Annotated in this window: 22 protein-coding genes; 21 read left to right on the top strand and 1 reads right to left on the bottom strand. The window is 45.4% G+C overall.

Annotated elements, in window-relative coordinates; all coding sequences use genetic code 11:
- Window positions 1-750: 750 nt before the first annotated feature.
- The 19 genes from ilvI to lpxC all read left to right on the top strand — a co-directional run bounded on the left by ilvI (window position 751) and on the right by lpxC (window position 22467).
- The gene (gene ilvI / locus CKY02_RS11340) at window positions 751-2478 is read left to right on the top strand and encodes an acetolactate synthase 3 large subunit (RefSeq protein WP_112895368.1); all 1728 of its coding nucleotides are present in this window, start codon (window positions 751-753) and stop codon (window positions 2476-2478) included.
- A 2-nt stretch (window positions 2479-2480) separates the two neighbouring features.
- Complete coding sequence (gene ilvN, locus CKY02_RS11335; protein WP_167405300.1) at window positions 2481-2972, top strand: acetolactate synthase small subunit; 492 nt, start codon at window positions 2481-2483, stop codon at window positions 2970-2972.
- Between the two features lie 87 nt (window positions 2973-3059).
- Window positions 3060-4067: a catabolite repressor/activator gene (gene cra / locus CKY02_RS11330; protein ID WP_112895367.1), complete on the top strand. Its 1008-nt coding sequence runs from the start codon at window positions 3060-3062 to the stop codon at window positions 4065-4067.
- Window positions 4068-4661: 594 nt separating this feature from the next.
- Entirely contained in the window at window positions 4662-5120 is a 459-nt protein-coding gene (gene mraZ, locus CKY02_RS11325; RefSeq protein ID WP_011147826.1) for a division/cell wall cluster transcriptional repressor MraZ, read from the top strand.
- Between the two features lie 2 nt (window positions 5121-5122).
- Window positions 5123-6067, top strand: coding sequence for a 16S rRNA (cytosine(1402)-N(4))-methyltransferase RsmH (gene rsmH, locus CKY02_RS11320; protein WP_112895366.1), 945 nt, complete (start codon window positions 5123-5125; stop codon window positions 6065-6067).
- Window positions 6064-6384: a cell division protein FtsL gene (ftsL, locus tag CKY02_RS11315; RefSeq protein WP_112895365.1), complete on the top strand. Its 321-nt coding sequence runs from the start codon at window positions 6064-6066 to the stop codon at window positions 6382-6384. Before rsmH ends, ftsL begins: the two co-directional genes overlap by 4 nt.
- Window positions 6385-6412: 28 nt before the next feature.
- Window positions 6413-8182, top strand: coding sequence for a peptidoglycan glycosyltransferase FtsI (locus tag CKY02_RS11310; protein WP_112895364.1), 1770 nt, complete (start codon window positions 6413-6415; stop codon window positions 8180-8182).
- Window positions 8169-9656, top strand: coding sequence for a UDP-N-acetylmuramoyl-L-alanyl-D-glutamate--2,6-diaminopimelate ligase (gene murE, locus CKY02_RS11305; RefSeq protein WP_112895363.1), 1488 nt, complete (start codon window positions 8169-8171; stop codon window positions 9654-9656). The genes CKY02_RS11310 and murE overlap by 14 nt, the downstream gene beginning before the upstream one ends.
- A complete protein-coding gene (gene murF, locus CKY02_RS11300) occupies window positions 9653-11032 on the top strand; it encodes a UDP-N-acetylmuramoyl-tripeptide--D-alanyl-D-alanine ligase (RefSeq protein ID WP_112895362.1) in 1380 nt (459 codons plus the stop codon). Before murE ends, murF begins: the two co-directional genes overlap by 4 nt.
- Window positions 11026-12108, top strand: coding sequence for a phospho-N-acetylmuramoyl-pentapeptide-transferase (mraY, locus tag CKY02_RS11295; protein WP_011147820.1), 1083 nt, complete (start codon window positions 11026-11028; stop codon window positions 12106-12108). The genes murF and mraY overlap by 7 nt, the downstream gene beginning before the upstream one ends.
- Before the next feature lie 2 nt (window positions 12109-12110).
- Window positions 12111-13421 (top strand): UDP-N-acetylmuramoyl-L-alanine--D-glutamate ligase, encoded by a 1311-nt coding sequence (murD, locus tag CKY02_RS11290; RefSeq protein ID WP_112895361.1) that lies wholly within the window; start codon window positions 12111-12113, stop codon window positions 13419-13421.
- Window positions 13421-14614: a cell division protein FtsW gene (gene ftsW, locus CKY02_RS11285; RefSeq protein WP_112895360.1), complete on the top strand. Its 1194-nt coding sequence runs from the start codon at window positions 13421-13423 to the stop codon at window positions 14612-14614. The genes murD and ftsW overlap by 1 nt, the downstream gene beginning before the upstream one ends.
- The gene (gene murG, locus CKY02_RS11280) at window positions 14611-15678 is read left to right on the top strand and encodes an undecaprenyldiphospho-muramoylpentapeptide beta-N-acetylglucosaminyltransferase (protein WP_112895359.1); all 1068 of its coding nucleotides are present in this window, start codon (window positions 14611-14613) and stop codon (window positions 15676-15678) included. The genes ftsW and murG overlap by 4 nt, the downstream gene beginning before the upstream one ends.
- Window positions 15679-15733: 55 nt before the next feature.
- Entirely contained in the window at window positions 15734-17209 is a 1476-nt protein-coding gene (murC, locus tag CKY02_RS11275; RefSeq protein WP_112895383.1) for a UDP-N-acetylmuramate--L-alanine ligase, read from the top strand.
- Window positions 17202-18122: a D-alanine--D-alanine ligase gene (locus CKY02_RS11270; RefSeq protein ID WP_112895358.1), complete on the top strand. Its 921-nt coding sequence runs from the start codon at window positions 17202-17204 to the stop codon at window positions 18120-18122. Before murC ends, CKY02_RS11270 begins: the two co-directional genes overlap by 8 nt.
- Window position 18123: 1 nt before the next feature.
- Entirely contained in the window at window positions 18124-18930 is an 807-nt protein-coding gene (gene ftsQ / locus CKY02_RS11265; protein ID WP_112895357.1) for a cell division protein FtsQ, read from the top strand.
- Between the two features lie 41 nt (window positions 18931-18971).
- The gene (gene ftsA, locus CKY02_RS11260) at window positions 18972-20228 is read left to right on the top strand and encodes a cell division protein FtsA (RefSeq protein ID WP_011147813.1); all 1257 of its coding nucleotides are present in this window, start codon (window positions 18972-18974) and stop codon (window positions 20226-20228) included.
- A gap of 62 nt (window positions 20229-20290) precedes the next feature.
- Entirely contained in the window at window positions 20291-21451 is a 1161-nt protein-coding gene (ftsZ, locus tag CKY02_RS11255) for a cell division protein FtsZ (protein ID WP_112878543.1), read from the top strand.
- 98 nt (window positions 21452-21549) lie between these two features.
- A complete protein-coding gene (gene lpxC, locus CKY02_RS11250) occupies window positions 21550-22467 on the top strand; it encodes a UDP-3-O-acyl-N-acetylglucosamine deacetylase (protein WP_112895356.1) in 918 nt (305 codons plus the stop codon).
- A 143-nt stretch (window positions 22468-22610) separates the two neighbouring features.
- Here lpxC and CKY02_RS11245 read toward each other — a convergent pair whose 3' ends face one another.
- Window positions 22611-23135, bottom strand: coding sequence for a DUF721 domain-containing protein (locus tag CKY02_RS11245; protein WP_112895355.1), 525 nt, complete (start codon window positions 23133-23135; stop codon window positions 22611-22613).
- Window positions 23136-23167: 32 nt separating this feature from the next.
- Here CKY02_RS11245 and secM point away from each other — a divergent pair, with 32 nt between their 5' ends.
- Both secM and secA read left to right on the top strand, forming a co-directional pair.
- A complete protein-coding gene (gene secM, locus CKY02_RS11240; protein WP_112895354.1) occupies window positions 23168-23692 on the top strand; it encodes a secA translation cis-regulator SecM in 525 nt (174 codons plus the stop codon).
- Window positions 23693-23775: 83 nt separating this feature from the next.
- A complete protein-coding gene (gene secA, locus CKY02_RS11235; protein ID WP_112895353.1) occupies window positions 23776-26487 on the top strand; it encodes a preprotein translocase subunit SecA in 2712 nt (903 codons plus the stop codon).
- Window positions 26488-26522: the final 35 nt, after the last annotated feature.

The raw sequence follows: 26522 nt of genomic DNA, 5'->3' as shown, positions 1-26522 counted from the left end.
ACAAAGAGGTAACTTGAAAGATGACGGGTATACTCATCTTTATATACAATTTCATATGCTGCATCGTTACTATTTCTAACGCCCTATGTTTCGTCATTTGTGAATGAAAATATAAAACCCAAAAAGTACATTATTATCAAGCCGTGTAAATAATTTGAATTATTTTAAATCATTATTTTGTTGATTATTATGTTGGGTTGTTTAATGATGAAAATGAATATTTATATATCCAGGTAAGTATTGAATATGTGGAATTAGTCTTCCAGGAAAGATAATGGTTTCTATCGTATTTTCTAATTAAAATGAGGTAAATAGATTTTACCTGAATGAATTATTCACAATGGTTATTTAGAAACGATGAAATTATGATTAAATTATCTGAGGTATTCATCCGCACTTCTTTTATCAGATTCATGCAGTGGTGACTTAAACGATTTTGAAAACTGCTTTTTAGTTTTTTATCGTATATATACTGGATAACACCTATATGTTGTCGCTCTTTTTAGGTATAGCCGCCTCATATTCTACTTGATTTTAGCTTCTTGATAGTAAGATAACGTTTACCGGAGACATTTGGAATTGTCAGAAAATGGCTATTCTGCCTTTACTCACATTGCTAACACCTGTTTCTAGCGTTATGTTAACTAACTCAGCATCAATATATCGCTGAGAGGCTATTCGTCTTACTAAAATAAAAGTGGAAGGAACTTCCGATTTATTAACTTGCAAACAGAGCCTGGAGGAAAACCTATGGAAATGTTATCAGGAGCTGAAATGGTCGTCCGATCGTTAATTGATCAGGGCGTTAAGCATATATTCGGTTATCCGGGGGGGGCAGTACTGGATATTTATGATGCCCTGCATACGGTTGGGGGCATTGAGCATATCCTGGTACGTCATGAGCAGGGGGCAGTTCATATGGCTGATGGCTATGCTCGTTCTACCGGGAAGGTTGGTGTGGTATTAATCACCTCCGGTCCTGGAGCAACCAATGCCATTACCGGTATTGCCACCGCTTATATGGATTCAATTCCGATGGTTGTATTGTCCGGTCAAGTCGCCAGTTCGTTGATTGGTAATGATGCATTCCAGGAATGTGACATGGTAGGGATATCCCGCCCGATCGTAAAACACAGTTTTTTAGTGAAAAAAGCAGAGGATATTCCGAAGGTACTGAAAAAAGCCTTCTATCTAGCTTCCAGTGGTCGTCCGGGACCCGTCGTTATTGATTTACCGAAAGACACGGTAAATCCGGCAGTAAAATTACCCTATATTTATCCTGATCAGATAAGTATGCGTTCTTATAATCCAACGATTCAAGGACACAAAGGGCAGATTAAGCGGGCATTAAGAAAACTATTGAATGCGAAAAAACCAGTCATATATGTAGGCGGGGGGGTGATTAACGCAGATTGTTCAGCAGAATTACTGGTATTGGCAGAAAAATTCAATATCCCTGTTGTGAGCTCCCTGATGGGATTAGGCAGTTTCCCTGCAACTCATCCGCAAAGCCTGGGCATGCTCGGTATGCATGGTACATTCGAAGCTAACAAAGCAATCCATAATTCAGATGTCATTTTTGCTGTCGGTGTACGTTTTGATGATCGTACAACCAATAATCTGGAAAAATATTGCCCGGAAGCAACGGTATTACATATTGATATTGATCCAACATCAATTTCGAAGACGGTTTCCGCAGATGTTCCTATTGTCGGTGATGCTAAACAGGTGCTTAAGCAAATGCTGGCGTTGTTGGAGACAGTAGAAGATACACAAGATCCAGATGCGCTAAAAGATTGGTGGTTATCCATTCAGCAATGGCGTAGCCGTAAATGTCTCAGTTTTGATCGCAGCGGTGAAAAAATTAAACCACAAGCGGCTATCGAGGTTCTCTATCGTCTGACGAAAGGGGAAGCTTATGTCACTTCAGATGTTGGGCAGCATCAGATGTTTGTTGCATTGCATTACCCATTTGATAAACCAAGGCGTTGGATCAGTTCCGGTGGTTTGGGAACGATGGGATTTGGTTTACCGGCTGCTTTGGGCGTTAAACTGGTGAAACCGGAAGCGACGGTAGTCTGTGTTACGGGGGATGGTAGTATTCAGATGAATATTCAGGAGCTGTCCACCGCATTGCAATATGGGTTGCCGGTACTGGTTCTGAACTTGAATAATCGTTTCTTGGGGATGATAAGACAATGGCAAGATATGATTTATGCTGGTCGTCACTCTCAATCTTATATGGAATCCTTGCCTGATTTTGTCAAATTGGCTGAAGCTTACGGTCATGTTGGCATTTCTATTCAACGTTATGATGAATTGGAAAGTAAATTGGCCGAAGCCTTGAAAGAGGTGACTGAAAATCAGCGGCTGGTATTTGTTGATATCACTGTGGATGAAACTGAACATGTATATCCTATGCAGATCCGTGGAGGAGCAATGGATGAGATGTGGTTAAGCAAAACGGAGAGAACCTGATTATGCGCCGGATTTTATCTGTATTACTTGAAAACGAATCAGGGGCTTTGTCCCGGGTTGTTGGTCTGTTTTCCCAACGTGGCTACAACATTGAAAGTTTAACTGTCGCCCCAACTGATGATCCGACATTATCGCGGATGACAATTCAGACTAAGGGCGATGCAAGGGTACTTGAACAGATTGAAAAACAGTTGCACAAGTTGGTGGATGTGTTACGAGTCAGCGAGTTGGCACCGGGTTCTCATGTAGAGCGTGAGATTATGCTAGTCAAATTGCAGGCCAGTGGATATGGACGTGAAGAGATCAAACGCAGTACTGACATCTTCCGTGGGCAGATCGTTGATGTGACTTCGACCTTATATACCGTACAGTTGGTGGGAACCAGCGATAAATTGGATGCCTTTCTCGATGCTGTTCGGGATGTTGCTGAAATTGTTGAAGTTGCTCGTTCGGGTATTGTCGGTGTCTCTCGCGGGGATAAAATTATGCGATGAAAAATCGCAAACTGCGGGGCTATGTGCATACATTTATCAGGCTCTGCGATAAAGTAGGGCCTTTTTTGGGTCTATGAAGGAGTTAATGTGAAACTGGATGAAATCGCCCGCCTTGCAGGTGTTTCACGCACAACGGCCAGTTATGTAATTAATGGTAAAGCCAAGCAATACCGTGTCAGTGATAAAACGGTAGAAAAAGTGATGGCAGTGGTCAGAGAGCATAATTACCATCCTAATGCTGTGGCAGCCGGTCTCCGTGCAGGGCGTACCCGTTCTATTGGTTTGGTTATTCCAGATTTAGAAAATACCAGCTATACCCGTATTGCTAATTATTTGGAACGTCAGGCTCGTCAGCGTGGCTATCAGTTATTGATAGCCTGTTCGGAAGACCAACCTGAGAATGAAATGCGTTGTGTTGAACACCTGCTACAACGTCAGGTGGATGCAATTATTGTTTCTACCGCATTACCGCCGGAGCATCCTTTTTATCAACGCTGGGCTAGTCGTTCTTTGCCTATTATTGCTCTCGATCGGGCACTTGAAAATGAACACTTTATCAGCGTAGTGGGTGATGATTTTGAAGATGCAAAGATGTTGGCACAAGAATTTCGCCAATTCCCTGCTGAATCTGTGCTTTATCTCGGTGCATTACCTGAATTATCAGTCAGTTTTCTGCGTGAACAGGGGTTCCGTGAAGCATGGAAAGATGACCCTCGCAAAGTGATGTATCTTTACTCAAACAGCTATGAGCGTGATGCGGCTGCTGAAGTGTTCACCACATGGTTAGAAACTCATCCAATGCCACAAGCGTTGTTCACCACCTCTTTTGCCCTGTTACAGGGAGTCATGGATGTTACGCTAAAACACAGCGGCCGTTTACCAAATCAATTGGTTATTGCGACTTTTGGTGATCATGAATTATTGGATTTCCTTGAATGTCCAGTGCTTTCTGTAGCGCAGCGTCATCGTGAAATCGCTGAACAGGTATTGGAACTGGTGTTAGCAAGTCTGGATGAAAAGCAGAAGCCAGGGCCAGGTATCACACGGATACATCGTGACTTATGTCGTCGAGGAAGCCTGAGTCGGAAAATATGATAAAAACCCCTCATTAATTTTCTGATGGGGGGTTTTGGTTGTCAGATCTGTCTTAAGAGAAGTGTTTCAGCGCGAGCAAATGGCAATTTCGTTCATACATAAATTATTCAGTAGGAAGAAGCGCATGGAACAGCGCTTATTTGAGTTTGGGATTTGTCTATTTATCCCCGTTTTTTGCCGTCTTTTATATATTAAATTGATTTTAATAATATTTATTTTGTGGTTTTTTGCTGCTAGTTAGTTTGAGTGTGAATGCATCAAATAGAATGATAAACATTGCTGCACGGTGGTTAAATAGTAATGAAATGTAAATTATGTAAATAAATTAATCACACAACTATTTTTTCATTATTTTATCGTAAACATTTACTCTCCTTGTGCTTGTAAAATTATTCAGAATTATCATGGTGTTAATTATTATTGATATTGCTAAATTTAATAATTATGCCTCCCAACAGCCAAAATCCTGCCATCAAATATAGCTAAAGCGCATCGGCTCTGGCTTGACAAGGTTTTCGTCCCATCCGTAAACTCCTTATTGTGGGGATTAGTGGGATAAAGTGGTAATTTTTGATCACCAGGGGCGGCCTGAGGATGTTTCGTGGAGCAACGCAGATAAATCTCGATAGCAAGGGGCGGCTCACCGTACCTACCCGATACCGGGCTATGCTAAATGAGGAATCACAAGGGCAAATGGTTTGTACCATTGACCTTCATCAACCATGCTTGTTGCTTTATACATTATCTGAATGGGAAATTATTGAAGAAAAACTTTCTCGCTTATCCAGCATGAATCCGGCGGAGCGTCGGGTGCAACGTTTACTTTTAGGTCATGCCAGTGAATGCCAGATGGATAGTGCAGGACGTCTTTTATTAGCTAATACATTGCGTCAGCATGCAGGGCTAGTCAAAGAGGTCATGCTGGTTGGTCAGTTCAACAAATTTGAACTGTGGGATGAACAGGCTTGGTATCAACAGGTTAAAGATGATATTGCGGCTGAGCAATCCACACAGGAACCTTTATCAGTACGGCTACAGGAATTATCACTATAAATATGGCAAATAGTCATTTTAAACATACCAGCGTATTGTTGGATGAAGCAGTCAACGGACTGAATATTCGTGAAAATGGCATCTATATTGATGGCACATTTGGCCGTGGAGGGCATTCACGTCTGATTTTGTCGCAATTGGGGACGGCAGGTCGCTTAATTGCCATTGATCGAGATCCTCAGGCGATTGAAGTGGCGAAAGCAATTACAGATCCACGTTTTTCAATTGTACATGGGCCATTTTCTAAATTGGCTCACTATACAGAAAAAGCCGGGCTAATCGGCAAAATTGATGGTGTATTACTGGATTTAGGTGTTTCTTCGCCTCAGTTGGATGATCCGGAACGCGGTTTTTCTTTTATGCGTGATGGGCCGCTAGATATGCGGATGGACCCGACTCGCGGGCAGTCAGCAGCGGAATGGCTGATGAACGCAACAGCAGATGATATTGCCTGGGTATTGAAAACATTTGGTGAAGAGCGTTTCGCCAAACGCATTGCCAGAGCAATTGTGGCACGCAATCAGGAAGAGCCAATTACCCGAACAAAAGCGCTAGCCGATTTGATTGCTCAGGCCAGCCCGGTAAAAGAAAAACATAAGCATCCAGCAACCAGGAGCTTCCAGGCTATTAGGATCTATATCAACAGTGAGCTGGAAGAGATTGAGCAGGCGCTGGAGGGAGCATTACAAGTGCTTGCACTGCAGGGGAGACTTTCAGTGATTAGTTTCCATTCGCTGGAAGATCGGATTGTTAAACGATTTATTCGTCAGAATAGTCGAGGGCCACAAGTACCGGCAGGATTGCCACTCACAGAAGAGCAACTGAAAGCACAAGGTGGGCGTAGCTTGAAATCGATTGGCAAGATGAAACCTCCAGAGGAAGAAGTGGCTAATAACCCACGGGCTCGTAGTTCTGTTTTGCGTTTTGCTGAAAAAGTTAGTGAATAATGGCAGGTGAACGTCACGGATTAACCGGTATTATCGGCAGCGATTTGCTCAAGAATGCCAAGATACCGTTAATTCTTCTAGTCGTTGTACTGGTTTCGGCCATAGTTGTTGTAACTACTGCACATGAAACCCGTTTGTTGACGGCTGAAAGAGAGCATCTGGTGGTGGAACGTGATGCATTAGATATCGAGTGGCGTAATTTGATCCTCGAAGAAAATGCTTTGGGTGATCACAGCCGGGTTGAGCGGATAGCTGTTGAAAAAATGCATATGCAGCATGTTAGCCCTGCTCAAGAAAACATTGTTGTTTCACAGTGAGTTAATTTAATTATTAAAAAGGTAAGAGATGAAAGCAGCACGCCCCGTGAAGTTAAAAAGGCAAGAAGATAAAAAAGCCAGTTTTGTTAGCTGGCGTTTTGCTTTGTTATGTGGGGGGATTGCTGTAGCTTTAATTGCCTTATTGCTGAGAGTGACTTATTTGCAGGTCATCAATCCTGATCAACTGGTTAAAGAAGGTGATTTACGTTCCCTGCGCGTGCAATCAGTCCCTACCGCTCGCGGTATGATCAGTGACCGAATGGGCCGACCTCTGGCTGTTAGCGTTCCAGTAAATGCTGTTTGGGCAGATCCGAAAGAGGTATTTGAACAAGGGGGAATTACGGGTGATACCCGCTGGAAAGCTTTATCCGATGCCATTAATTTGCCTCTTGAGCAGCTTATTGACAAAGTTAGCGTTAATCCAAAAGGTCGTTTTGTTTATTTAGCGCGTCAGGTTAACCCATCAGTTGGCGATTATATTCATAAACTGAAATTACCGGGAATTTATTTGCGTCAGGAATCCCGGCGTTATTATCCGTCAGGTCAGGTAACGGCACATATTATTGGCGTGACCAACGTTGATGGTCAGGGTATTGAAGGCGTGGAAAAAAGTTTTGATCGTTGGTTGACGGGGCAACCGGGTGAGCGGACTGTACGCAAAGATCGCTTTGGCCGTGTCATCGAAGATATCTCATCTGTTGATAGTCTGGCGGCCCACAATCTGGTATTGAGTATTGATGAACGTTTACAGGCGCTGGTTTACCGCGAATTAACCAATGCGGTGGCCTTTAACAAAGCAGAATCCGGTACAGCGGTGTTGGTGGATGTTAATACCGGAGAAGTGCTGGCAATGGCAAACAGCCCATCTTATAACCCAAATAATCGCATCAATACGCCAAAAGAAGTAATGCGTAACCGGGCTATCACCGATATTTTCGAGCCAGGTTCCACTGTTAAGCCGATGGTGGTAATGGCTGCGCTGAATGATGGTATCATCAAAGAAAATACCGTTATTAATACAGTACCTTATAGGATAAGCGGTAAGGAAATCAGAGACGTATCCCGTTATCCTGAATTATCTATCACTGGTATTTTACAAAAATCGAGTAACGTCGGTGTTTCTAAGCTAGCGTTGGCGATGCCCGCGACAGAATTGGTGGATGTTTATTCACGTTTTGGGTTAGGAAAGGCGACCAATCTGGGGTTGGTTGGAGAAAGCAGTGGCTTATATCCAACAGGAAAACAACGGTGGTCAGATCTTGATAGAGCGACCTTTTCTTACGGTTATGGGCTGATGGTAACACCATTACAGTTAGCGCGGGTCTATGCAACGATTGGTAGCTTGGGTATTTATCGTCCTCTGTCAATTACCAAAGTTGATCCACCTGTGCCAGGCACAAGAGTATTTCCTGAGCCTATTATGCGAACAGTCGTTCATATGATGGAAAGTGTGGCTCTGCCCGGCGGCGGCGGAGTGCGAGCGGCGATAAAAGGTTATCGGATTGCAATCAAGACGGGTACAGCTAAGAAAGTTGGGCCGGATGGCAAATATGCTAGCCGATATATCTCTTACGCCGCAGGTGTTGCCCCTGCAAGTAATCCAAGATTTGCACTGGTTGTGATCATTAATGATCCACTGACAGGTAAGTATTACGGCGGTGTGGTTTCTGCGCCGGTATTTGGTGCCATTATGGGGGGCGTTCTACGCATCATGAATGTGGAGCCAGATGCTTTGGCGGCAGGTGATAAAAACGAATTTGTGATTAATAAGAAAGAGGATACAGGTGGCAGATCGTAATCTACGCGATTTACTCGCGCCGTTGGGTATTGACGTCCCAGTGTGTGAGTTACGCGAAATGACATTGGACAGCCGTAAATCGGCTGCCGGAGATCTGTTTGTTGCTATTAAAGGGCACCAGACAGATGGTCGACACTACATTCCTCAAGCCATCGCACAAGGGGTTGCGGCGGTTATTGCAGAAGCCCAGGGCAAGGTTGATAACGGAACCGTACAAATTATGCATGGTGTTCCGGTTGTTTATGTGAACGATTTGAATAATAAGTTGTCACAGTTAGCTGGTGAGTTTTATTGTCACCCCGGTGATAAATTGCACTTGATTGGTGTAACCGGAACCAATGGTAAAACAACCACTACCCAATTACTTGCTCAGTGGAGTCACGGATTGGGGGAAACCAGTGCCGTGATGGGAACTGTCGGTAATGGTTTACTGGGGCATGTGGCGCCAACTGAAAATACCACAGGCTCGGCTGTTGATATTCAACTGGATTTGCAACAACTTGTTCGGCAAGGGGCGACTTTTGCGGCAATGGAAGTCTCTTCTCATGGACTGGTTCAGGGGCGTGTAGCTGCGTTGCCGTTTGAAGCGGCGGTGTTTACCAACTTGAGCCGTGATCATCTTGATTATCATGGTGATATGGCGCACTACGAAGCAGCTAAATGGTTGCTGTTTTCCACGCATAATGTGAAACAACAAATCATCAATGCTGATGATGATATTGGATTGAAGTGGTTGTCCCGTTTACCGCAAGCGGTTGCCGTGACGATGGAAAACTGTCTGCCGGAAAATTGGCAAGGGCGTTGGTTAGCGGCGCGTGAAATAAAGTATCACGATAAAGGGGTATCCATTACCTTCGAGTCCAGTTGGGGAGGCGGTACAATTGATAGCGCCCTGATGGGAGCATTTAATGTCAGCAACCTGTTGTTGGCGCTTTCCACCTTATTAGCTCTGGATTATCCGCTGGAAAAACTGCTTGCAACAGCTTCCTGCCTGGAACCTGTCTGTGGACGAATGGAAGTATTCACGGCACCGGATAAACCCGTTGTCGTCGTTGATTATGCTCACACACCTGATGCGCTGGAGAAAGCTTTGATAGCCGCGCGTTTACATTGTAAGGGTAAACTTTGGTGCGTTTTTGGTTGTGGCGGAGATCGTGATAAAGGTAAACGCCCGTTAATGGGGGGCGTAGCAGAGCAGTGGGCCGATTATGTGATTGTTACAGATGATAATCCGCGCAATGAAGAGCCACAGGCAATTGTTGCTGACATCTTAACGGGTTTTCTTGATCCGGGAGGTGCGATAACGATTCATGGCCGTGTTGAAGCGGTAACCAACGCTATTATGCAGGCAAAAGCAGATGATGTTGTATTGATAGCGGGTAAAGGCCATGAAGATTATCAATTGGTGGGCCATCGTCGCTTGGATTACTCAGACCGGTTGACTGTTGCTCGGTTACTGGGGGTGATCGCATGATTTCCCTCACTCTGCAACAACTGGCACAAGTAACGGATGGCGTATTGAATCAGGTGACTGAGCAGCAGGCAGCAAATATTTGTATTAGTGATGTGACTACTGACAGCCGTCAGGTTGGCAATGGCAGTTTGTTTATTGCCTTGAAAGGTGAGCGTTTTGATGCTCATGATTTTTGTGCTGATGCAGTCAACGCTGGTGCCAGTGCTTTGCTCGTCAGCCGCGTATTGGATATTAACTTTCCACAGGTCGTGGTTAAAGATACTCGTTTAGCAATGGGTAAATTAGCGAGTTGGGTTCGCCAGCAGAGTAATGCCCGTGTTGTTGCGTTGACGGGTTCGTCCGGCAAAACATCGGTAAAAGAGATGACCGCAGCGATTTTGCGCCAATGTGGCAACACGCTCTATACCGCAGGTAACCTGAATAATGATATCGGTGTGCCGCTGACATTGTTCAGGCTGACGGAACAACATGAGTTTGCTGTGGTTGAATTAGGTGCAAGCCATGTTGGTGAAATTGCCTATACCGCAGAAATGGCTCGGCCGGAAACAGCATTAGTCAATAACCTGTTTGCTGCGCACTTAGCGGATTTTGGCTCTCTGGCGAGTATTGCAAAAGCTAAGGGCGAGATTTTTACCGGTCTTTCAGAGAAAGGTACGGCCATTATCAATATGGAAAGCAATGATTGGACTCACTGGCAGCAGGTTATTGGCGACAAAACAGTACAGCGTTTTTCCATGCAACAAGCATCAGGTGCTGATTTTTACGCTACAGATGTTCAGGTTAAACAACTGACGACGGATTTTTGTCTGCATACGCCTATTGGTAGCACAGAAATCAATTTGCCGTTGCCTGGAAAACACAATGTCGCCAATGCGTTAGCAGCCAGTGCGTTAGCAATTTCTGTTGGAGCAACCCTGCAAGATATTCGTCTGGGCTTATCTGAGCTGAAAGCGGTGTCAGGGCGGTTGTTTCCAATCAATCTGGCAGAAGGAAAATTGCTGCTTGATGATACTTATAACGCCAATGTCGGCTCAATGACTGTTGCAGTTCAGGTGTTATCACAGATGCCGGGTTACCGAGTGCTGGTTGTAGGCGATATAGGGGCATTGGGTGAACAGTCAGCAGATTACCATCGTCAGATTGGTGAAACCGTAGCTTCTTGCGGTATCGATAGTGTGTTCAGTGTGGGCAAATTAAGTATTCATGTTAGTGAAGCGAGCGGTTGTGGTCAGCATTTTGCGGATAAAGCTGCATTGATCGCAACATTGGTTCCACTATTACAACAACACAAAGTCTTTTCAGTGTTAGTTAAAGGTTCGCGTAATACCACAATGGAAGATGTTGTCCACGCATTACAGGAGAGCTTCACATGTTAGTTTGGCTGGCCGAATATTTGGTCAAATATCACTCCGGCTTTAACGTTTTTTCTTACTTGACGTTTAGGGCTATCGTCAGCCTGCTGACTGCTTTGGCTATCGCATTGTGGATGGGGCCGCGTATGATCGCCTTTCTGCAAAAATTACAAATCGGGCAGGTTGTTCGCAATGATGGGCCGGAATCTCACTTTAGCAAACGTGGTACGCCGACGATGGGTGGTTTGCTGATCTTACTTTCAATTACGATTTCTACACTGTTGTGGGTACGCTTGAATAATCCCTATGTTTGGTGCGTGCTGATTGTGCTGATTGGTTACGGCATTGTTGGTTTTGTGGATGATTACCGCAAAGTTGTGCGCAAAGATACTAAGGGGTTGATTGCCCGTTGGAAGTATTTTTGGCAGTCCGTCCTGGCATTGGGGGTGGCGTTTGCAATGTACAGTTTCGGCAAAGATACTCCGGCAACACAATTGGTCGTGCCATTCTTTAAAGATGTGATGCCGCAACTGGGTGTGCTTTATATTCTGTTGACCTACTTTGTGATTGTCGGAACCAGTAATGCAGTGAATTTGACCGACGGATTGGATGGTTTGGCAATTATGCCAACCGTTTTTGTTGCAGCGGGTTTTGCTTTGGTGGCATGGGCGACAGGTAATGTCAATTTTGCTAACTATCTGCATATCCCTTATCTGAGCCATGCTGGTGAACTGGTTATCGTCTGTACTGCGATTGTGGGTGCTGGATTAGGTTTCTTGTGGTTCAACACTTACCCGGCTCAGGTTTTCATGGGGGATGTGGGCTCTTTGGCATTAGGTGGCGCACTGGGGACGATTGCTGTGTTGCTACGCCAAGAGTTTCTACTGGTGATTATGGGCGGTGTATTTGTGGTGGAAACCCTGTCAGTTATTTTACAGGTGGGTTCTTTTAAACTGCGCGGTCAGCGTATTTTCCGTATGGCACCTATTCACCATCATTATGAATTGAAAGGCTGGCCAGAACCGCGTGTTATTGTGCGTTTTTGGATTATTTCTCTGATGCTAGTGCTGATTGGCTTGGCAACATTGAAGGTACGTTAATCATGGCAGATTATTTGGGTAAAAAAGTCGTCATTATCGGGTTGGGGCTAACGGGTCTCTCCTGTGTTGACTTTTTTATGGCGCGAGGTGTGATCCCTCGTGTGATAGATACTCGTGCGGTACCACCCGGCAAGGATAAACTGCCCGATGGTGTTGAGTGTCACAGTGGAAGCCTGAATGTTGGCTGGTTGATGGATGCTGACTTGATTGTTGTAAGCCCAGGCGTTGCCTTGGCAACGGCGGAATTGCAGGCTGCGGCTAATGCAGGTATTGAAATTGTTGGTGATATCGAGTTGTTTTGCCGTGAAGCAACAGCCCCGATAGTCGCCATTACTGGCTCTAATGGTAAAAGTACCGTTACCAGTCTTGTCGGTGAAATGGCGAAGGCGGCTAATTGGCCGGTGGGTGTTGGCGGTAATATTGGCCTACCTGCATTAGAATTGTTGAAGAAATCTTGTCAGCTTTATGTCTTAGAGCTCTCCAGTTTCCAGTTGGAAACTACATATAGTCTGAACGCAACAGCCGCCACTGTGCTTAATGTGACTGAGGACCATATGGATCGTTATCCTCAGGGGGTATCTCAGTACCGGGCAGCTAAACTGAGGATTTATCGTCAGGCGAAAAGATGCATTGTGAATGCTCAAGATCCCCTGACACTGCCTGAAACGGGTATGGATAGCCGTTGTGTCAGCTTTGGTGTCGATTGTGGTGACTACCAGCTTGATAGTGAAAATGCCTTTTTGAAAGCTCACAACCAATCACTGCTGGCGACAAATGAAATTAAGCTGACTGGACGACATAACTACGTCAATGGGTTGGTTGCATTGGCTTTAGCTGATGCGGTTGGTATTCCTCGTGAAGCCAGTTTGGCAACATTGACGGTTTATCCGGGACTTGACCACCGTTTCCAGCTTGTTCGCCTGAACAACGGGGTGCGTTGGATTAACGATTCTAAGGCGACCAATGTTGGCAGTACGGTGGCGGCGCTTGATGGTCTGAACCTGGAGGGCTCGCTTTATTTGCTGTTAGGTGGTGATGGCAAGTCGGCAGATTTTTCTCCGCTTAAACCTTTCCTGAGTGGGAATAAAGTTCAGCTTTACTGCTTTGGTCGGGATGGAAAACAGTTGGCTCAACTACGCCCGGAAATAGCGACATTGACTGAAACTATGGAACAGGCGATACGTGATATTGCTCCGCGTCTGGTGGCTGGTGACATGGTGCTGTTATCTCCTGCTTGCGCAAGCCTTGATCAGTTCCGTAATTTTGAACAGCGTGGTCATGAGTTTACCCGCTTGGCAGAGGAGTTGGGCTGATGTCTATTCCGGGATTCAGTAGATTAAAAGACTGGGTTATTGGTGGCCGTGAAACTGATGTCACCAATATGGTGTTGTATGATCGCACACTGGTTTGGCTGACACTCGGATTAGGAATTATCGGCTTTGTTATGGTGACATCAGCATCGATGCCGGTTGGGCAGCGTCTTGCAGAAGATCCGTTTCTGTTTGCTAAGCGTGATGCGATTTATCTCTTGCTGGCTTTCGGGTTGTCATTGATTACATTGCGTATCTCAATGGATTTCTGGCAACGCTATAGCAATCTGATGCTGCTTATTTCCGTTATTTTGTTGCTGGTTGTCCTGGTGGTGGGAAATTCAGTAAATGGTGCATCGCGTTGGATTGCCATTGGGCCTTTGAGAATTCAACCTGCTGAGTTATCGAAACTTTCTCTATTTTGCTATCTCGCCAGTTATTTGGTGCGCAAAGTAGAAGAAGTGCGGAATAACTTTTGGGGATTCTGTAAGCCAATGGGCGTGATGGTCGTGTTAGCCGTGTTACTTCTGGCTCAACCTGACTTGGGAACAGTGGTTGTACTGTTTGTAACAACGTTGGCAATGCTATTTCTGGCCGGGGCAAAATTATGGCAGTTTCTAGCAATTATTGGTTCAGGGGTATTCGCGGTGGTTTTGTTAATCATTGCTGAACCTTACCGTATACGCCGTGTAACTTCCTTTCTGGATCCTTGGGAAGATCCATACGGCAAAGGTTATCAATTAACGCAATCTTTGATGGCTTTTGGTCGAGGGGAATTTTTAGGGCAAGGACTAGGAAATTCAGTACAGAAACTGGAATACCTGCCGGAAGCACATACTGACTTTATTTTCTCTGTTTTGGCAGAAGAATTAGGTTACGTAGGTGTGGTTTTGGTGTTGTTAATGATATTCTTCGTCGCTTTTCGCGCAATGACGATAGGTCGCCGCGCATTACAGATGGATCAGCGTTTTTCGGGTTTTCTGGCTTGTTCGGTGGGTATTTGGTTTAGTTTCCAAGCTCTGGTTAACGTTGGGGCCGCCGCAGGTATGTTACCGACTAAAGGTTTGACTTTACCTTTGATTAGTTACGGTGGTTCAAGTTTGCTGATTATGTCGACAGCTATCGTATTGCTATTAAGAATTGATTTTGAAACACGCTTGGCAAAAGCTCAAGCGTTTGTAAGGAGCCCCCGATGAGTGGCAAAACCCGGCGTTTGATGGTGATGGCAGGTGGAACTGGAGGACATGTCTTCCCTGGTCTGGCTGTAGCTCATCATTTAAAAGACCAGGGCTGGGACGTTCTCTGGTTGGGAACAGCGGATCGTATGGAAGCCGATTTAGTGCCAAAACATGGCATTGATATTGAATTTATTCAGATTTCTGGTCTGCGAGGTAAAGGGATCAAAGCATTGTTGGCTGCCCCGGTCCGAATTTTCAAAGCAATCCGTCAGGCAAAGGCGATTATGCGTCGCTATCAGCCAGATGTCGTGCTTGGCATGGGGGGATATGTTTCTGGTCCCGGCGGCATTGCTGCGTGGATGTGCGGTATTCCGGTTGTATTGCATGAACAGAATGGTATTGCCGGGCTGACAAACCGGTGGCTGGCTAAAATCGCTACGACTGTTTTACAAGCATTTCCCGGCGCATTTCCAAAAGCGCCCGTTGTTGGCAATCCTGTTCGCGAAGATGTGTTGACACTGCCTATACCTGAACAACGTTTGACAGGGCGTGAAGGTCCGATTCGAGTTCTGGTTGTTGGTGGCAGTCAGGGGGCGAGAATTCTTAACCAGGCAATGCCTGAAATTGCTGCCCGTATGGGTGATAAAATTACTCTTTGGCATCAGACAGGCAAAGGGGCTAAAGAAAGTGTTCAGAATGCCTATGACAATTTAGTTAAATGCGAACATAAGATTACTGAATTTATTGACGATATGGCACAAGCTTATGCTTGGGCTGATGTGGTGATTTGTCGTTCTGGCGCGTTGACGGTTAGTGAAGTGTCAGCGGCGGGATTACCTGGGATTTTTGTGCCATTTCAGCATAAAGATCGTCAGCAATACTGGAATGCGTTACCTCTAGAAAAGGTTGGCGCAGCAAAAATATTGGAGCAACCCCAATTTACGGTTGATGCAGTAATCGAATTATTAACTCAGTGGCAACGGCCGCAATTGCTGGAAATGGCGGAAAAAGCCCGTTCAGCAGCAATTGTTGATGCAACTGAGCGAGTATCGGCGGCATTAATCGATGCGGCAAAAAAATGATTTAGACCGCCTTAAAAGGGGCGGTGAAGCAAACATATATAGTGAAGAAGAAAACGTGAATACACAACAACTGGCGAAATTAAGAGTTTTCGTGCCTGAGATGAGAAAAGTCAGGCACATCCACTTTGTTGGCATTGGTGGTGCTGGCATGGGGGGGATCGCCGAAGTGTTGGCTAATGAAGGTTATCAGATCAGTGGATCTGATTTGGCCCCAAACCCGGTAACTCGGCAACTGATTAAGTTGGGCGCTCAGATTTATTTTAATCATCGTCCTGAAAATATACTGGATGCCAGTGTTGTTGTGGCTTCAAGCGCAATCTTGGCGGATAACCCGGAAATTGTTGCTGCTCGTGAGGCCCGAATTCCGGTTATTCGCAGAGCAGAGATGTTGGCGGAACTGATGCGCTACCGTCATGGTATTGCTATTGCCGGGACTCACGGTAAAACGACAACAACAGCGATGATTTCTAGCATCTATGCACAGGCTGGTTTAGATCCCACTTTTGTTAATGGTGGTTTAGTTAAAGCAGCAGGAACGCATGCTCGTCTTGGCAGTAGCCGTTATTTAATTGCGGAAGCTGATGAAAGTGATGCTTCTTTCTTGCATTTGCAGCCGATGGTGGCGGTCATTACGAATATCGAAGCAGACCATATGGATACCTATCATGGTGACTTCGAAAACTTGAAACAGACGTTTATCAACTTCTTGCACAACCTACCTTTTTACGGGCGTGCAGTCATGTGCATTGATGATCCGGTTGCCAAAGAGTTAATTCCTCGTGTTGGGCGCTATATCACGACGTATGGTTTTAGTGAAGAAGCGGACGTACGTATCACCCATTATCAGCAAAAAGGTGCTCAGGGATATTTTACTGTTAGTCGTCAAGATATGGCGGATCTGAAAGTCGTATTGAATGCACCGGGTCGCCATAATGCGCTGAATGCGGCGGCGGCAGTGGCTGTTGCGACTGAGGAGGGGATTTCTGGCAGTGATATTTTGGCTGCGTTGGCAGGTTTTCAGGGAACCGGGCGCCGTTTTGATTTTTTGGGGAATTTTCCTCTGGAACATGTTAACGGCAAAGGTGGCAGTGCGATGTTGGTTGATGATTATGGTCATCATCCAACGGAAGTGGATGCAACCATTAAAGCCGCTCGTGCTGGCTGGCCGGATAAACGGATTGTGATGATATTTCAACCTCATCGTTATACCCGAACCCGTGATTTGTACGATGACTTTGCCAATGTATTGAATCAGGTAGATGTATTGCTGATGTTGGATGTTTACTCTGCGGGTGAAGTGGTTATTCCGGGGGCAGATAGTCGTTCGTTGTGCCGTACTATCCGTAGCCGCGGTAAGTTAGATCCGATTTTGGTCTCTGATCCGGCAAAGGTGACCGCTGCATTGGCACAGGTGCTGGATGGTAATGATTTAATTCTGGTTCAAGGGGCCGGCAATATAGGCAAAATAGCGCGTAATCTGGCTGAAACGAAATTACAGCCATCTTTGAATGAGGAAAAACACAATGGCTGAGAAAGTCGCGGTACTGTTGGGAGGAACTTCCGCTGAGCGTGAAGTTTCGCTGTTATCGGGACAAGCCGTGTTGGCTGGATTGAGAGAAGCGGGTATTGATGCACATCCAGTTGATACAAAAGATTTTCCTGTGACTCAACTTAAAGAAGCTGGATTCGAGAAAGTCTTTATCGCGCTTCATGGGCGTGGTGGGGAAGACGGTACTTTGCAAGGTGTATTGGAATTTTTGCAGTTACCCTATACCGGTAGTGGCGTGATGGCCTCTGCACTGTCAATGGATAAATTGCGGACAAAACAGTTATGGCAGGGAATTGGGTTGACTGTTTCGCCATATGTTTCAATTAATTCTCAGCAATTTGAACGATTGACTGATTCTCAACTCCAAGAATATGTAGCGGATTTAGGTTTGCCATTAATTGTTAAGCCAAGTCTGGAAGGTTCCAGTGTTGGTATGACTAAGGTTGATGAGATTTCAGAGTTGCGTGGCGCATTAGAGGCAGCGTTTCGTTATGACGTTGACTTGCTGGTGGAAAAATGGTTGAACGGCCCGGAATACACAGTAGCCATCCTTGGTGATACGGCTTTACCTTCTATTCGTATTCAACCCGCTGCTGTTTTTTATGACTATGATGCAAAATATTGGTCTGAAGAAACACAATATTTTTGTCCAAGTGGCTTAAGTGATGAAAAAGAGCAGCAATTGACAGAACTGGCGCTTAAAGCTTATCAGTCAGTTGGGTGCGGTGGTTGGGGGCGAGTTGATGTCATGATGGATACTGATGGTGATTTCTATCTGTTGGAAGTGAATACCTCTCCGGGGATGACCAGTCACAGCTTGGTGCCGATGGCTGCGCGTCAGGCGGGATTAAGTTTTTCACAGTTGGTGGTAAAGATTTTGGAGTTGGCTGATTGATATGTCTCAAGCGGCCCTGAAAGTGAGGGGACGGGATAATGAAAATAGCAGTTCCCGTCCTAGTAATGGCTCTTACCTGGCAGGGCTTATCTTCTTCCTGATGGTACTTGGGACCATTATTTGGGGAGGTTTGGCCGTCCTTAATTGGATGAAAGATGCTAACAGATTGCCTATTTCAAAACTGGTGGTAACGGGTGAGCGTCACTACACTACCAACGATGATATCCGGCAGGCAATTTTGTCACTAGGGCAACCGGGAACTTTCATGACGCAGGATGTGAATATCATTCAGCAACAAATTGAACGGATGCCGTGGATAAGGCAAGTCACTGTCCGTAAACAGTGGCCTGATGAACTGAGAATTCATCTGGTAGAATATATCCCTTATGTGCGCTGGAATGACACACAGATGCTGGATGCCGAAGGTCAGGTATTCAGCATTCCGGCTGAATGGGGAGCTAAAGGGTATTTCCCGATACTTTATGGCCCACAAGGCAGTGAAAAAGAAGTACTTGATGGTTACCGAGCCATGGCTAAACTTCTCGCTGCCAATAAACTGAAATTAAAAGCGGCGGCGATGACTGCGCGTCGTTCCTGGCAACTGACTCTGGATAATGGTATCCAGCTAAAGCTGGGAAGAATGGATACAACAGGCCGTATTAAACGTTTTATCGAGCTTTATCCGCTGTTACAGCAGAACACAGAGAAAAGGGTAGATTATGTGGATTTGCGTTATGACAGTGGTGCCGCGGTAGGTTGGGCATCTTTACCAATTGGTGATCCTAATGCTCCGGTCAAAGGGCAATAAACAATTACTGGCAATAATTATATGAGGCAGGCAGAACAACGATGATCAAATCGACGGACAGAAAATTAGTAGTTGGCCTAGAGATTGGCACAGCAAAGGTATCTGCCCTTGTTGGTGAAATTCTGCCCGATGGTATGGTTAATATTATCGGGGTGGGAAGCTGTCCATCCCGCGGTATGGATAAAGGCGGTGTAAACGACCTGGAGTCGGTTGTTAAATGTGTACAGCGGGCTATCGATCAGGCTGAATTGATGGCAGATTGTCAAATTTCCTCTGTTTATCTGGCGTTATCTGGAAAACATATCAGTTGTCAGAATGAAATCGGGATGGTTCCTATTTCCGAAGAGGAAGTTACTCAGGAAGATGTGGACAATGTTGTTCATACTGCCAAATCAGTTCGTGTACGTGATGAATACCGAATACTGCATGTTATTCCGCAAGAATATGCTATCGATTATCAGGAAGGCATTAAAAATCCGGTGGGGCTTTCCGGTGTGCGTATGCAGGCGAAAGTTCACTTGATTACCTGTCATAATGATATGGCGAAGAATATTGCAAAAGCCGTTGAACGCTGTGGCTTGAAAGTCGATCAGCTTATTTTTTCCGGGTTGGCTGCCAGCTACGCTGTTTTGACCGAAGACGAGCGTGAATTGGGCGTTTGCGTGGTAGATATTGGCGGAGGGACGATGGATATTGCGGTGTATACCGGCGGAGCGCTGCGTCATACCAAAGTTATTCCTTATGCCGGTAACGTTGTCACCAGTGATATTGCTTATGCCTTTGGTACGCCACCAAGCGACGCGGAAACGATAAAAGTACGCCACGGTTGCGCACTAGGTTCGTTGGTCAGCAAAGATGAAAGTGTGGAGGTACCTAGTGTCGGTGGACGTCCACCACGTAGCTTACAGCGTCAGACGTTGGCTGAAGTCATTGAGCCGCGTTACATCGAATTACTGAATTTAGTGAATGATGAAATCTTGCGATTGCAGGAACAGTTACGCCAGCAGGGGGTTAAACACCATCTGGCGGCGGGTATTGTCTTGACTGGCGGTGGTGCTCAGATTGATGGTTTGGCTGAATGCGCTCAGCGTGTGTTCCATGCTCAGGTGCGTATCGGTCAACCTCTTAATATTACTGGTCTGACGGACTATGCGCAGCAACCCTATTATTCAACAGCGGTAGGGTTGCTGCATTACGGAAAAGCCTCTCATCTTAATGGTGATGCGGATATTGAAAAACATGTTTCAGTGAGCCGTTGGTTTAAGAGAGTCAGTAGCTGGCTGAAAAAAGAGTTTTAATTTTATACAGAGACTACATCTATTTTTAGTCTCGATATAAAGGCATAAAGCGGAGAGAAACTATGTTTGAACCAATAGAATTAACCAATGACGCGGTGATTAAGGTCATCGGCGTCGGCGGCGGCGGCGGTAACGCTGTTGAGCACATGGTGCGTGAACGCATCGAAGGTGTTGAATTCTTTGCAGTAAATACGGATGCTCAGGCATTGCGTAAAACTGCTGTCGGCCAGACTATCCAGATTGGTAATGGTATTACTAAAGGTTTGGGGGCGGGTGCAAACCCGGAAGTTGGTCGTACTGCTGCTCAAGAAGATCGGGATGCATTGCGTACTGCGCTTGATGGTGCGGATATGGTATTTATCGCTGCCGGTATGGGCGGTGGTACCGGTACTGGTGCCGCGCCTGTGGTGGCTGAGATTGCAAAAGAGCTGGGAATTTTGACAGTTGCCGTGGTGACTAAGCCTTTCAATTTCGAAGGTAAGAAACGTATGGCGTTTGCCGAACAAGGGATCACTGAATTGTCCAAGCATGTAGATTCATTGATTACTATTCCTAACGACAAACTGTTAAAAGTGCTTGGCCGCGGCATTTCACTCCTGGACGCTTTCGGCGCAGCTAATGATGTTTTGAAAGGTGCGGTTCAGGGTATCGCTGAACTGATCACGCGTCCAGGTCTAATGAATGTTGACTTTGCTGATGTGCGTACCGTGATGTCCGAAATGGGCTACGCTATGATGGGTTCCGGTATTGCGCAGGGTGAAGATCGTGCGGAAGAAGCTGCTGAGATGGCGATATCCAGCCCATTGCTGGAAGATATCGACTTGTCAGGCGCTCGTGGTGTTCTGGTTAACATTACTGCTGGCTTTGATCTGCGTTTGGATGAGTTCGAAACAGTGGGTAACACGATCCGTGCATTTGCATCTGATAATGCAACTGTCGTGATCGGTACCTCTCTGGATCCAGACATGAATGATGAGTTGCGTGTGACTGTGGTTGCCACGGGTATTGGTATGGATAAACGTCCTGAAATTACGTTGGTTACCAATAAGTCTTCTCAGTCAAGTGTAATGGAACACCGCCATCAGCAAATGCCTGGCGGTATGTCTTCATTGTCTGAAGAAAATAAACCAGCAGCAAAAGTGGTGAATGACCAAAGCGTACAAACTAGCAAGGAGCCCGATTATTTGGATATTCCTGCATTTTTGCGTAAACAGGCCGATTAATAGCTAAAAAATTGGATTCTCCGCTTTTTGTGCTAAACTTGCCCGCCAATCATAGTGTATAGTGGTTGGCAGGATGGATAACATTGCGAGATAAAACGATGATCAAACAAAGGACACTTAAACGTATTGTTCAGGCGACTGGTGTCGGTCTACATACCGGCAAAAAAGTCACGCTAACAATGCGCCCAGCACCGGCTAACACCGGGGTCATCTATCGCCGCACTGACTTGAATCCACCGGTTGATTTTCCGGCAGATGCAAAATCCGTGCGTGATACTATGCTCTGTACTTGCCTGGTAAATGAGCATGACGTGCGAATCTCAACGGTTGAGCACCTGAATGCAGCGCTTGCGGGGTTAGGTATCGATAATATTATTATCGAAGTTGATGCGCCAGAAATTCCCATTATGGATGGTAGTGCTAGCCCGTTTGTTTTCCTGCTGCTGGATGCGGGTATTGAAGAGCTGAACACATCTAAAAAATTCCTGCGTATTAAGGAAACCGTGCGTGTGGAGGAGGGGGATAAGTGGGCAGAGATGGCACCTTATAATGGTTTCAGCCTGGATTTCACTATTGATTTCAATCACCCTGCGATTGATTCAAGCACTCAACGTTACTGTCTGGATTTCTCGGCAGAAGCGTTTGTTCGTCAAATCAGTCGTGCACGTACATTTGGCTTTATGCGTGATATTGAGTACTTACAATCTAAAGGGTTGTGTTTAGGTGGCAGCTTTGATTGTGCGATTGTTGTTGATGACTATCGTGTGCTTAATGAAGATGGCTTGCGTTTTGAAGACGAATTTGTCCGCCATAAAATGCTGGATGCGATTGGTGATCTGTTTATGTGTGGCTATAACATCATTGGCGCATTTACTGCGTTCAAATCTGGTCATGCGTTGAATAATAAACTATTGCAGGCCGTTCTGGCGCAAGAAAGTGCATGGGAGCTGACTACTTTCGAAGATGAAGCTGAAATGCCATTGGCTTTTCGTGCTCCATCAACTGTAATGGCATAACTCTCTAGTATGCTGATAATAATTCAATGATATATCAGTGGGTTATGTTATCAGTGATTTTGTTCTCGCTGATGTTTTTTACTCGGCGTTAACACTATTCAGCGTTAGCACTTATCAGCGTTAGCACTTAAATTTATTTGGCGTTATCGCTTAGTCGTTTTAGCTGTACTGGCACTCTCTCCGGCCAGTGCAGCTAGTCGTTCTAATCTTTCCTTCAGCTTTTTTGGACTACGGTTCGCTAGCATTATTAATTCTTTCGCACTCTCTTGACTTAACTGACGTGTCGGTAAAGTTTTATGATCATCGCTCATCGTTTTTGCGAAGCTCTGCGCACTATTGCCATGCTTAATCATGAGTGATGGGTTAATCCTGATGTCGATAGATGACAATGATGGTAGAATTTCGCTTCTTAGTGTAGAAAGCAGCGTTGGCAGCTCGTAACGTAATCTGGTCATCCAACTGGCGTTTCCTGCTTCCAGTACCAGAATTTGTTTGCGATAATTAGCGACCCGGCACCACGGATGTAATTGTGCGGGAAGCAAGCTGACAACGGCACGGTTAAGTTTTAACAAAGCGACGGCACGTTGCTGGATAACATGAAGCGGGCTTTTCTCAACGGCGGCGTCTTCAAAAAGAACATCTAATGATTGTGGGCGGCTATCGCGCATAATGAAAGTAGCTCCGGTATGATGAAGGATTAATGGGTATTCTAAATCTTTGGCGACAATTTGGCAGACGTTATTTCTGGTCACATCTGTTATTAGGGGTGGTTGCGGCAAGTATTGGCGTTCCTACCATTTTAGCGGGTGTTACCGATAATATTTCACAAGCTAATACCTCGCCTAGCCAGAGTTGGCAAAATCAGGCTTTATCGGCTTTTGATAATCTATTCTCATTGCAGAATGTTCAACACCAGCCAGCCAATGGCGTTAATTACTGGCAACAACATGCTGTACGTAACGTGATCAGACAGCTTTCTTTTGCTTTTTCTGTTTCGCAACCTATGAGCGATGAAACAGCAAAACAAAGTATCCGGTTAAGTTCTTGCAGTATTCAGCAGCTTGTTCTGGAAACCCTGAATACACTATTAGTTCGGGAACCTAAGCCACCTGAACCAGTCTTAGATATACTGTTCCTGAATGTTGCATCACAATCTTCTTATACTCCGACGTTTTGGATTGCTAAAGCCCAAGGTATTCGTGCAGGTCCTACTGTTTACCTCTGAATCTTCGTTTTTTTACAAATTTTCGAAATAAATAACTATTTGCTGGCTGCGAGATAACGGCCTTATCTGAGATGTAATTAACTATGCTGATTAAATTATTAACAAAGGTTTTTGGTAGTCGTAATGACCGTACACTGCGTCGTATGCGTAAAGTTGTTGATGTCATCAACCGCATGGAGCCAGAGTTTGAAAAATTGTCTGATGATGAATTGAAGGGTAAAACAGCCGAATTCCGGGCCCGTTTGGAAAAAGGCGAATCGCTGGAAAATCTGTTACCTGAAGCGTTTGCAACAGTACGTGAAGCAAGTAAGCGCGTGTTTGCTATGCGTCATTTCGACGTTCAGTTACTGGGTGGTATGGTTCTGAATGAACGTTGTATTGCGGAGATGCGCACTGGTGAAGGTAAAACACTGACAGCGACTTTGCCTGCTTATTTGAATGCATTAACTGGGCATGGTGTTCACGTAGTCACAGTGAATGATTATCTGGCGCAGCGTGATGCCGAAAATAACCGCCCATTGTTTGAATTTCTGGGATTGAGTGTTGGTATTAACCTGCCAGGTATGCCGGCACCCGTTAAACGCCAGGCATATGCTGCGGATATTACCTATGGTACTAACAACGAATATGGCTTTGACTATCTTCGTGACAACATGGCATTTAGCCCGGAAGAGCGTGTTCAGCGTAAATTGCATTATGCGCTGGTGGATGAGGTTGACTCCATTCTGATTGACGAAGCGCGTACCCCATTGATTATTTCCGGCCCGGCGGAAGACAGCTCTGAACTTTATATCAAGGTCAATAAGTTGATCCCTAAACTGATTCGCCAGGAAAAAGAAGATTCAGAGACTTTCCAGGGAGAAGGCCACTTTTCTGTTGATGAGAAATCCCGTCAGGTTAACTTGACAGAACGTGGTCTGGTTCTGGTTGAGCAATTGTTAGTGGAAGCGAAATTGATGGAAGAAGGTGAATCTCTGTATTCACCCACTAACATCATGTTAATGCACCATGTTACAGCCGCACTACGTGCCCATGCGCTGTTTACCCGTGATGTTGACTATATCGTGAAAGAGGGTGAAGTCATTATTGTTGATGAGCATACGGGCCGTACTATGCAGGGGCGTCGCTGGTCTGATGGATTGCATCAGGCTGTTGAAGCTAAAGAGGGTGTAGAAATTCAGAATGAAAACCAAACGTTAGCTTCAATTACCTTCCAAAACTACTTCCGGTTGTATAAAAAACTGGCGGGTATGACCGGTACGGCAGATACAGAAGCGTTTGAGTTTAGCTCTATTTATAAGCTTGATACCATTGTGGTTCCGACAAACCGTCCAATGATCCGTAATGATTTGCCAGATCTGGTTTATATGACCGAAGCTGAAAAAATTGAAGCTATCATTGAAGATATCCGAGAACGCACCAGCAAGGGGCAACCTGTATTGGTGGGAACTATTTCTATTGAAAAATCTGAACTGGTTTCCCGTGAACTGACTAACGCGGGTATCGAGCACAACGTACTTAACGCCAAATTTCATGCAATGGAAGCGGATATTATTGCTCAGGCGGGTCAGGCGAGTGCGGTAACTATTGCGACTAACATGGCTGGTCGTGGTACAGATATTGTGCTGGGTGGCAGTTGGCAGGCAGAAATTGCTAAATTGACAGAGCCCACAGAAGCTCAGATTGAAGAGATTAAAACCGCATGGCAGGAGCGTCATGATATGGTTCTGGCTGCGGGTGGTTTGCATATTATCGGTACGGAGCGTCATGAGTCTCGTCGTATTGATAATCAGTTACGCGGGCGTTCCGGGCGTCAAGGGGATGCGGGATCATCCCGTTTCTATTTATCAATGGAAGACTCACTGATGCGTATTTTTGCCTCTGATCGTGTCACTGGCATGATGCGTAAACTGGGTATGAAACCGGGTGAGGCGATTGAACATCCGTGGGTAACCAAAGCCATTGCTAATGCTCAACGTAAAGTGGAGAGCCGTAACTTCGATATACGTAAGCAATTGTTAGAATACGATGATGTTGCTAACGATCAGCGCCGTGCTATTTATGCTCAGCGTAACGACTTGCTGGATGTGAGTGATGTTAGTGAAACCATTGGTAGCATTCGTGAAGATGTATTTAAAGCAACCATCGATGCTTATATTCCCCCTCAATCTCTGGAAGAGATGTGGGATGTGGAAGGTTTGCAGCAACGTTTAGTGACTGATTTCGATTTAGAGTTGCCGATCAAAGAGTGGTTGGATAAAGAGCCTGAGTTACACGAAGAGACGTTGCGTGAGCGTATCCTTGAACAGGCTGTTGAAGTCTATAAACGTAAAGAAGAGATTGTTGGCATTGAAATGATGCGTAATTTCGAAAAAGGTATCATGTTGCAGACTCTGGATATGTTGTGGAAAGAGCATCTGGCAGCAATGGATTACCTACGTCAGGGGATCCATCTCCGTGGTTATGCTCAGAAAGATCCAAAACAGGAATATAAACGTGAATCTTTCGCTATGTTTGCAAACATGCTGGAATCGCTGAAATATGAAGTGATTAGTACATTGAGCAAAGTTCAAGTGAGATTGCCGGAAGAAGTAGAGGCATTGGAGCAACAGCGCCGGGCGGAAGCTGAACGCTTGGCAAGGCAACAGCAATTAAGCCATGAGGTTGAAAAAGGCGCGTTGATGTCTACAACAGAAGCTCAGATTGCCAGTGGAGCTCGTAAAGTAGGCCGTAATGATCCTTGTCCTTGTGGGTCGGGTAGAAAATATAAACATTGCCACGGGCGCTTGCAGTAACAATGAAAAGGCGGGAAACCGCCTTTTTACTGTTA

The organism is Photorhabdus bodei (assembly GCF_003287735.1).
Classification (GTDB): domain Bacteria; phylum Pseudomonadota; class Gammaproteobacteria; order Enterobacterales; family Enterobacteriaceae; genus Photorhabdus; species Photorhabdus kayaii.
The sequence above is the reverse complement of the archived record's forward strand: the minus strand, read 5'-3'. Positions and strand labels throughout refer to the sequence as shown.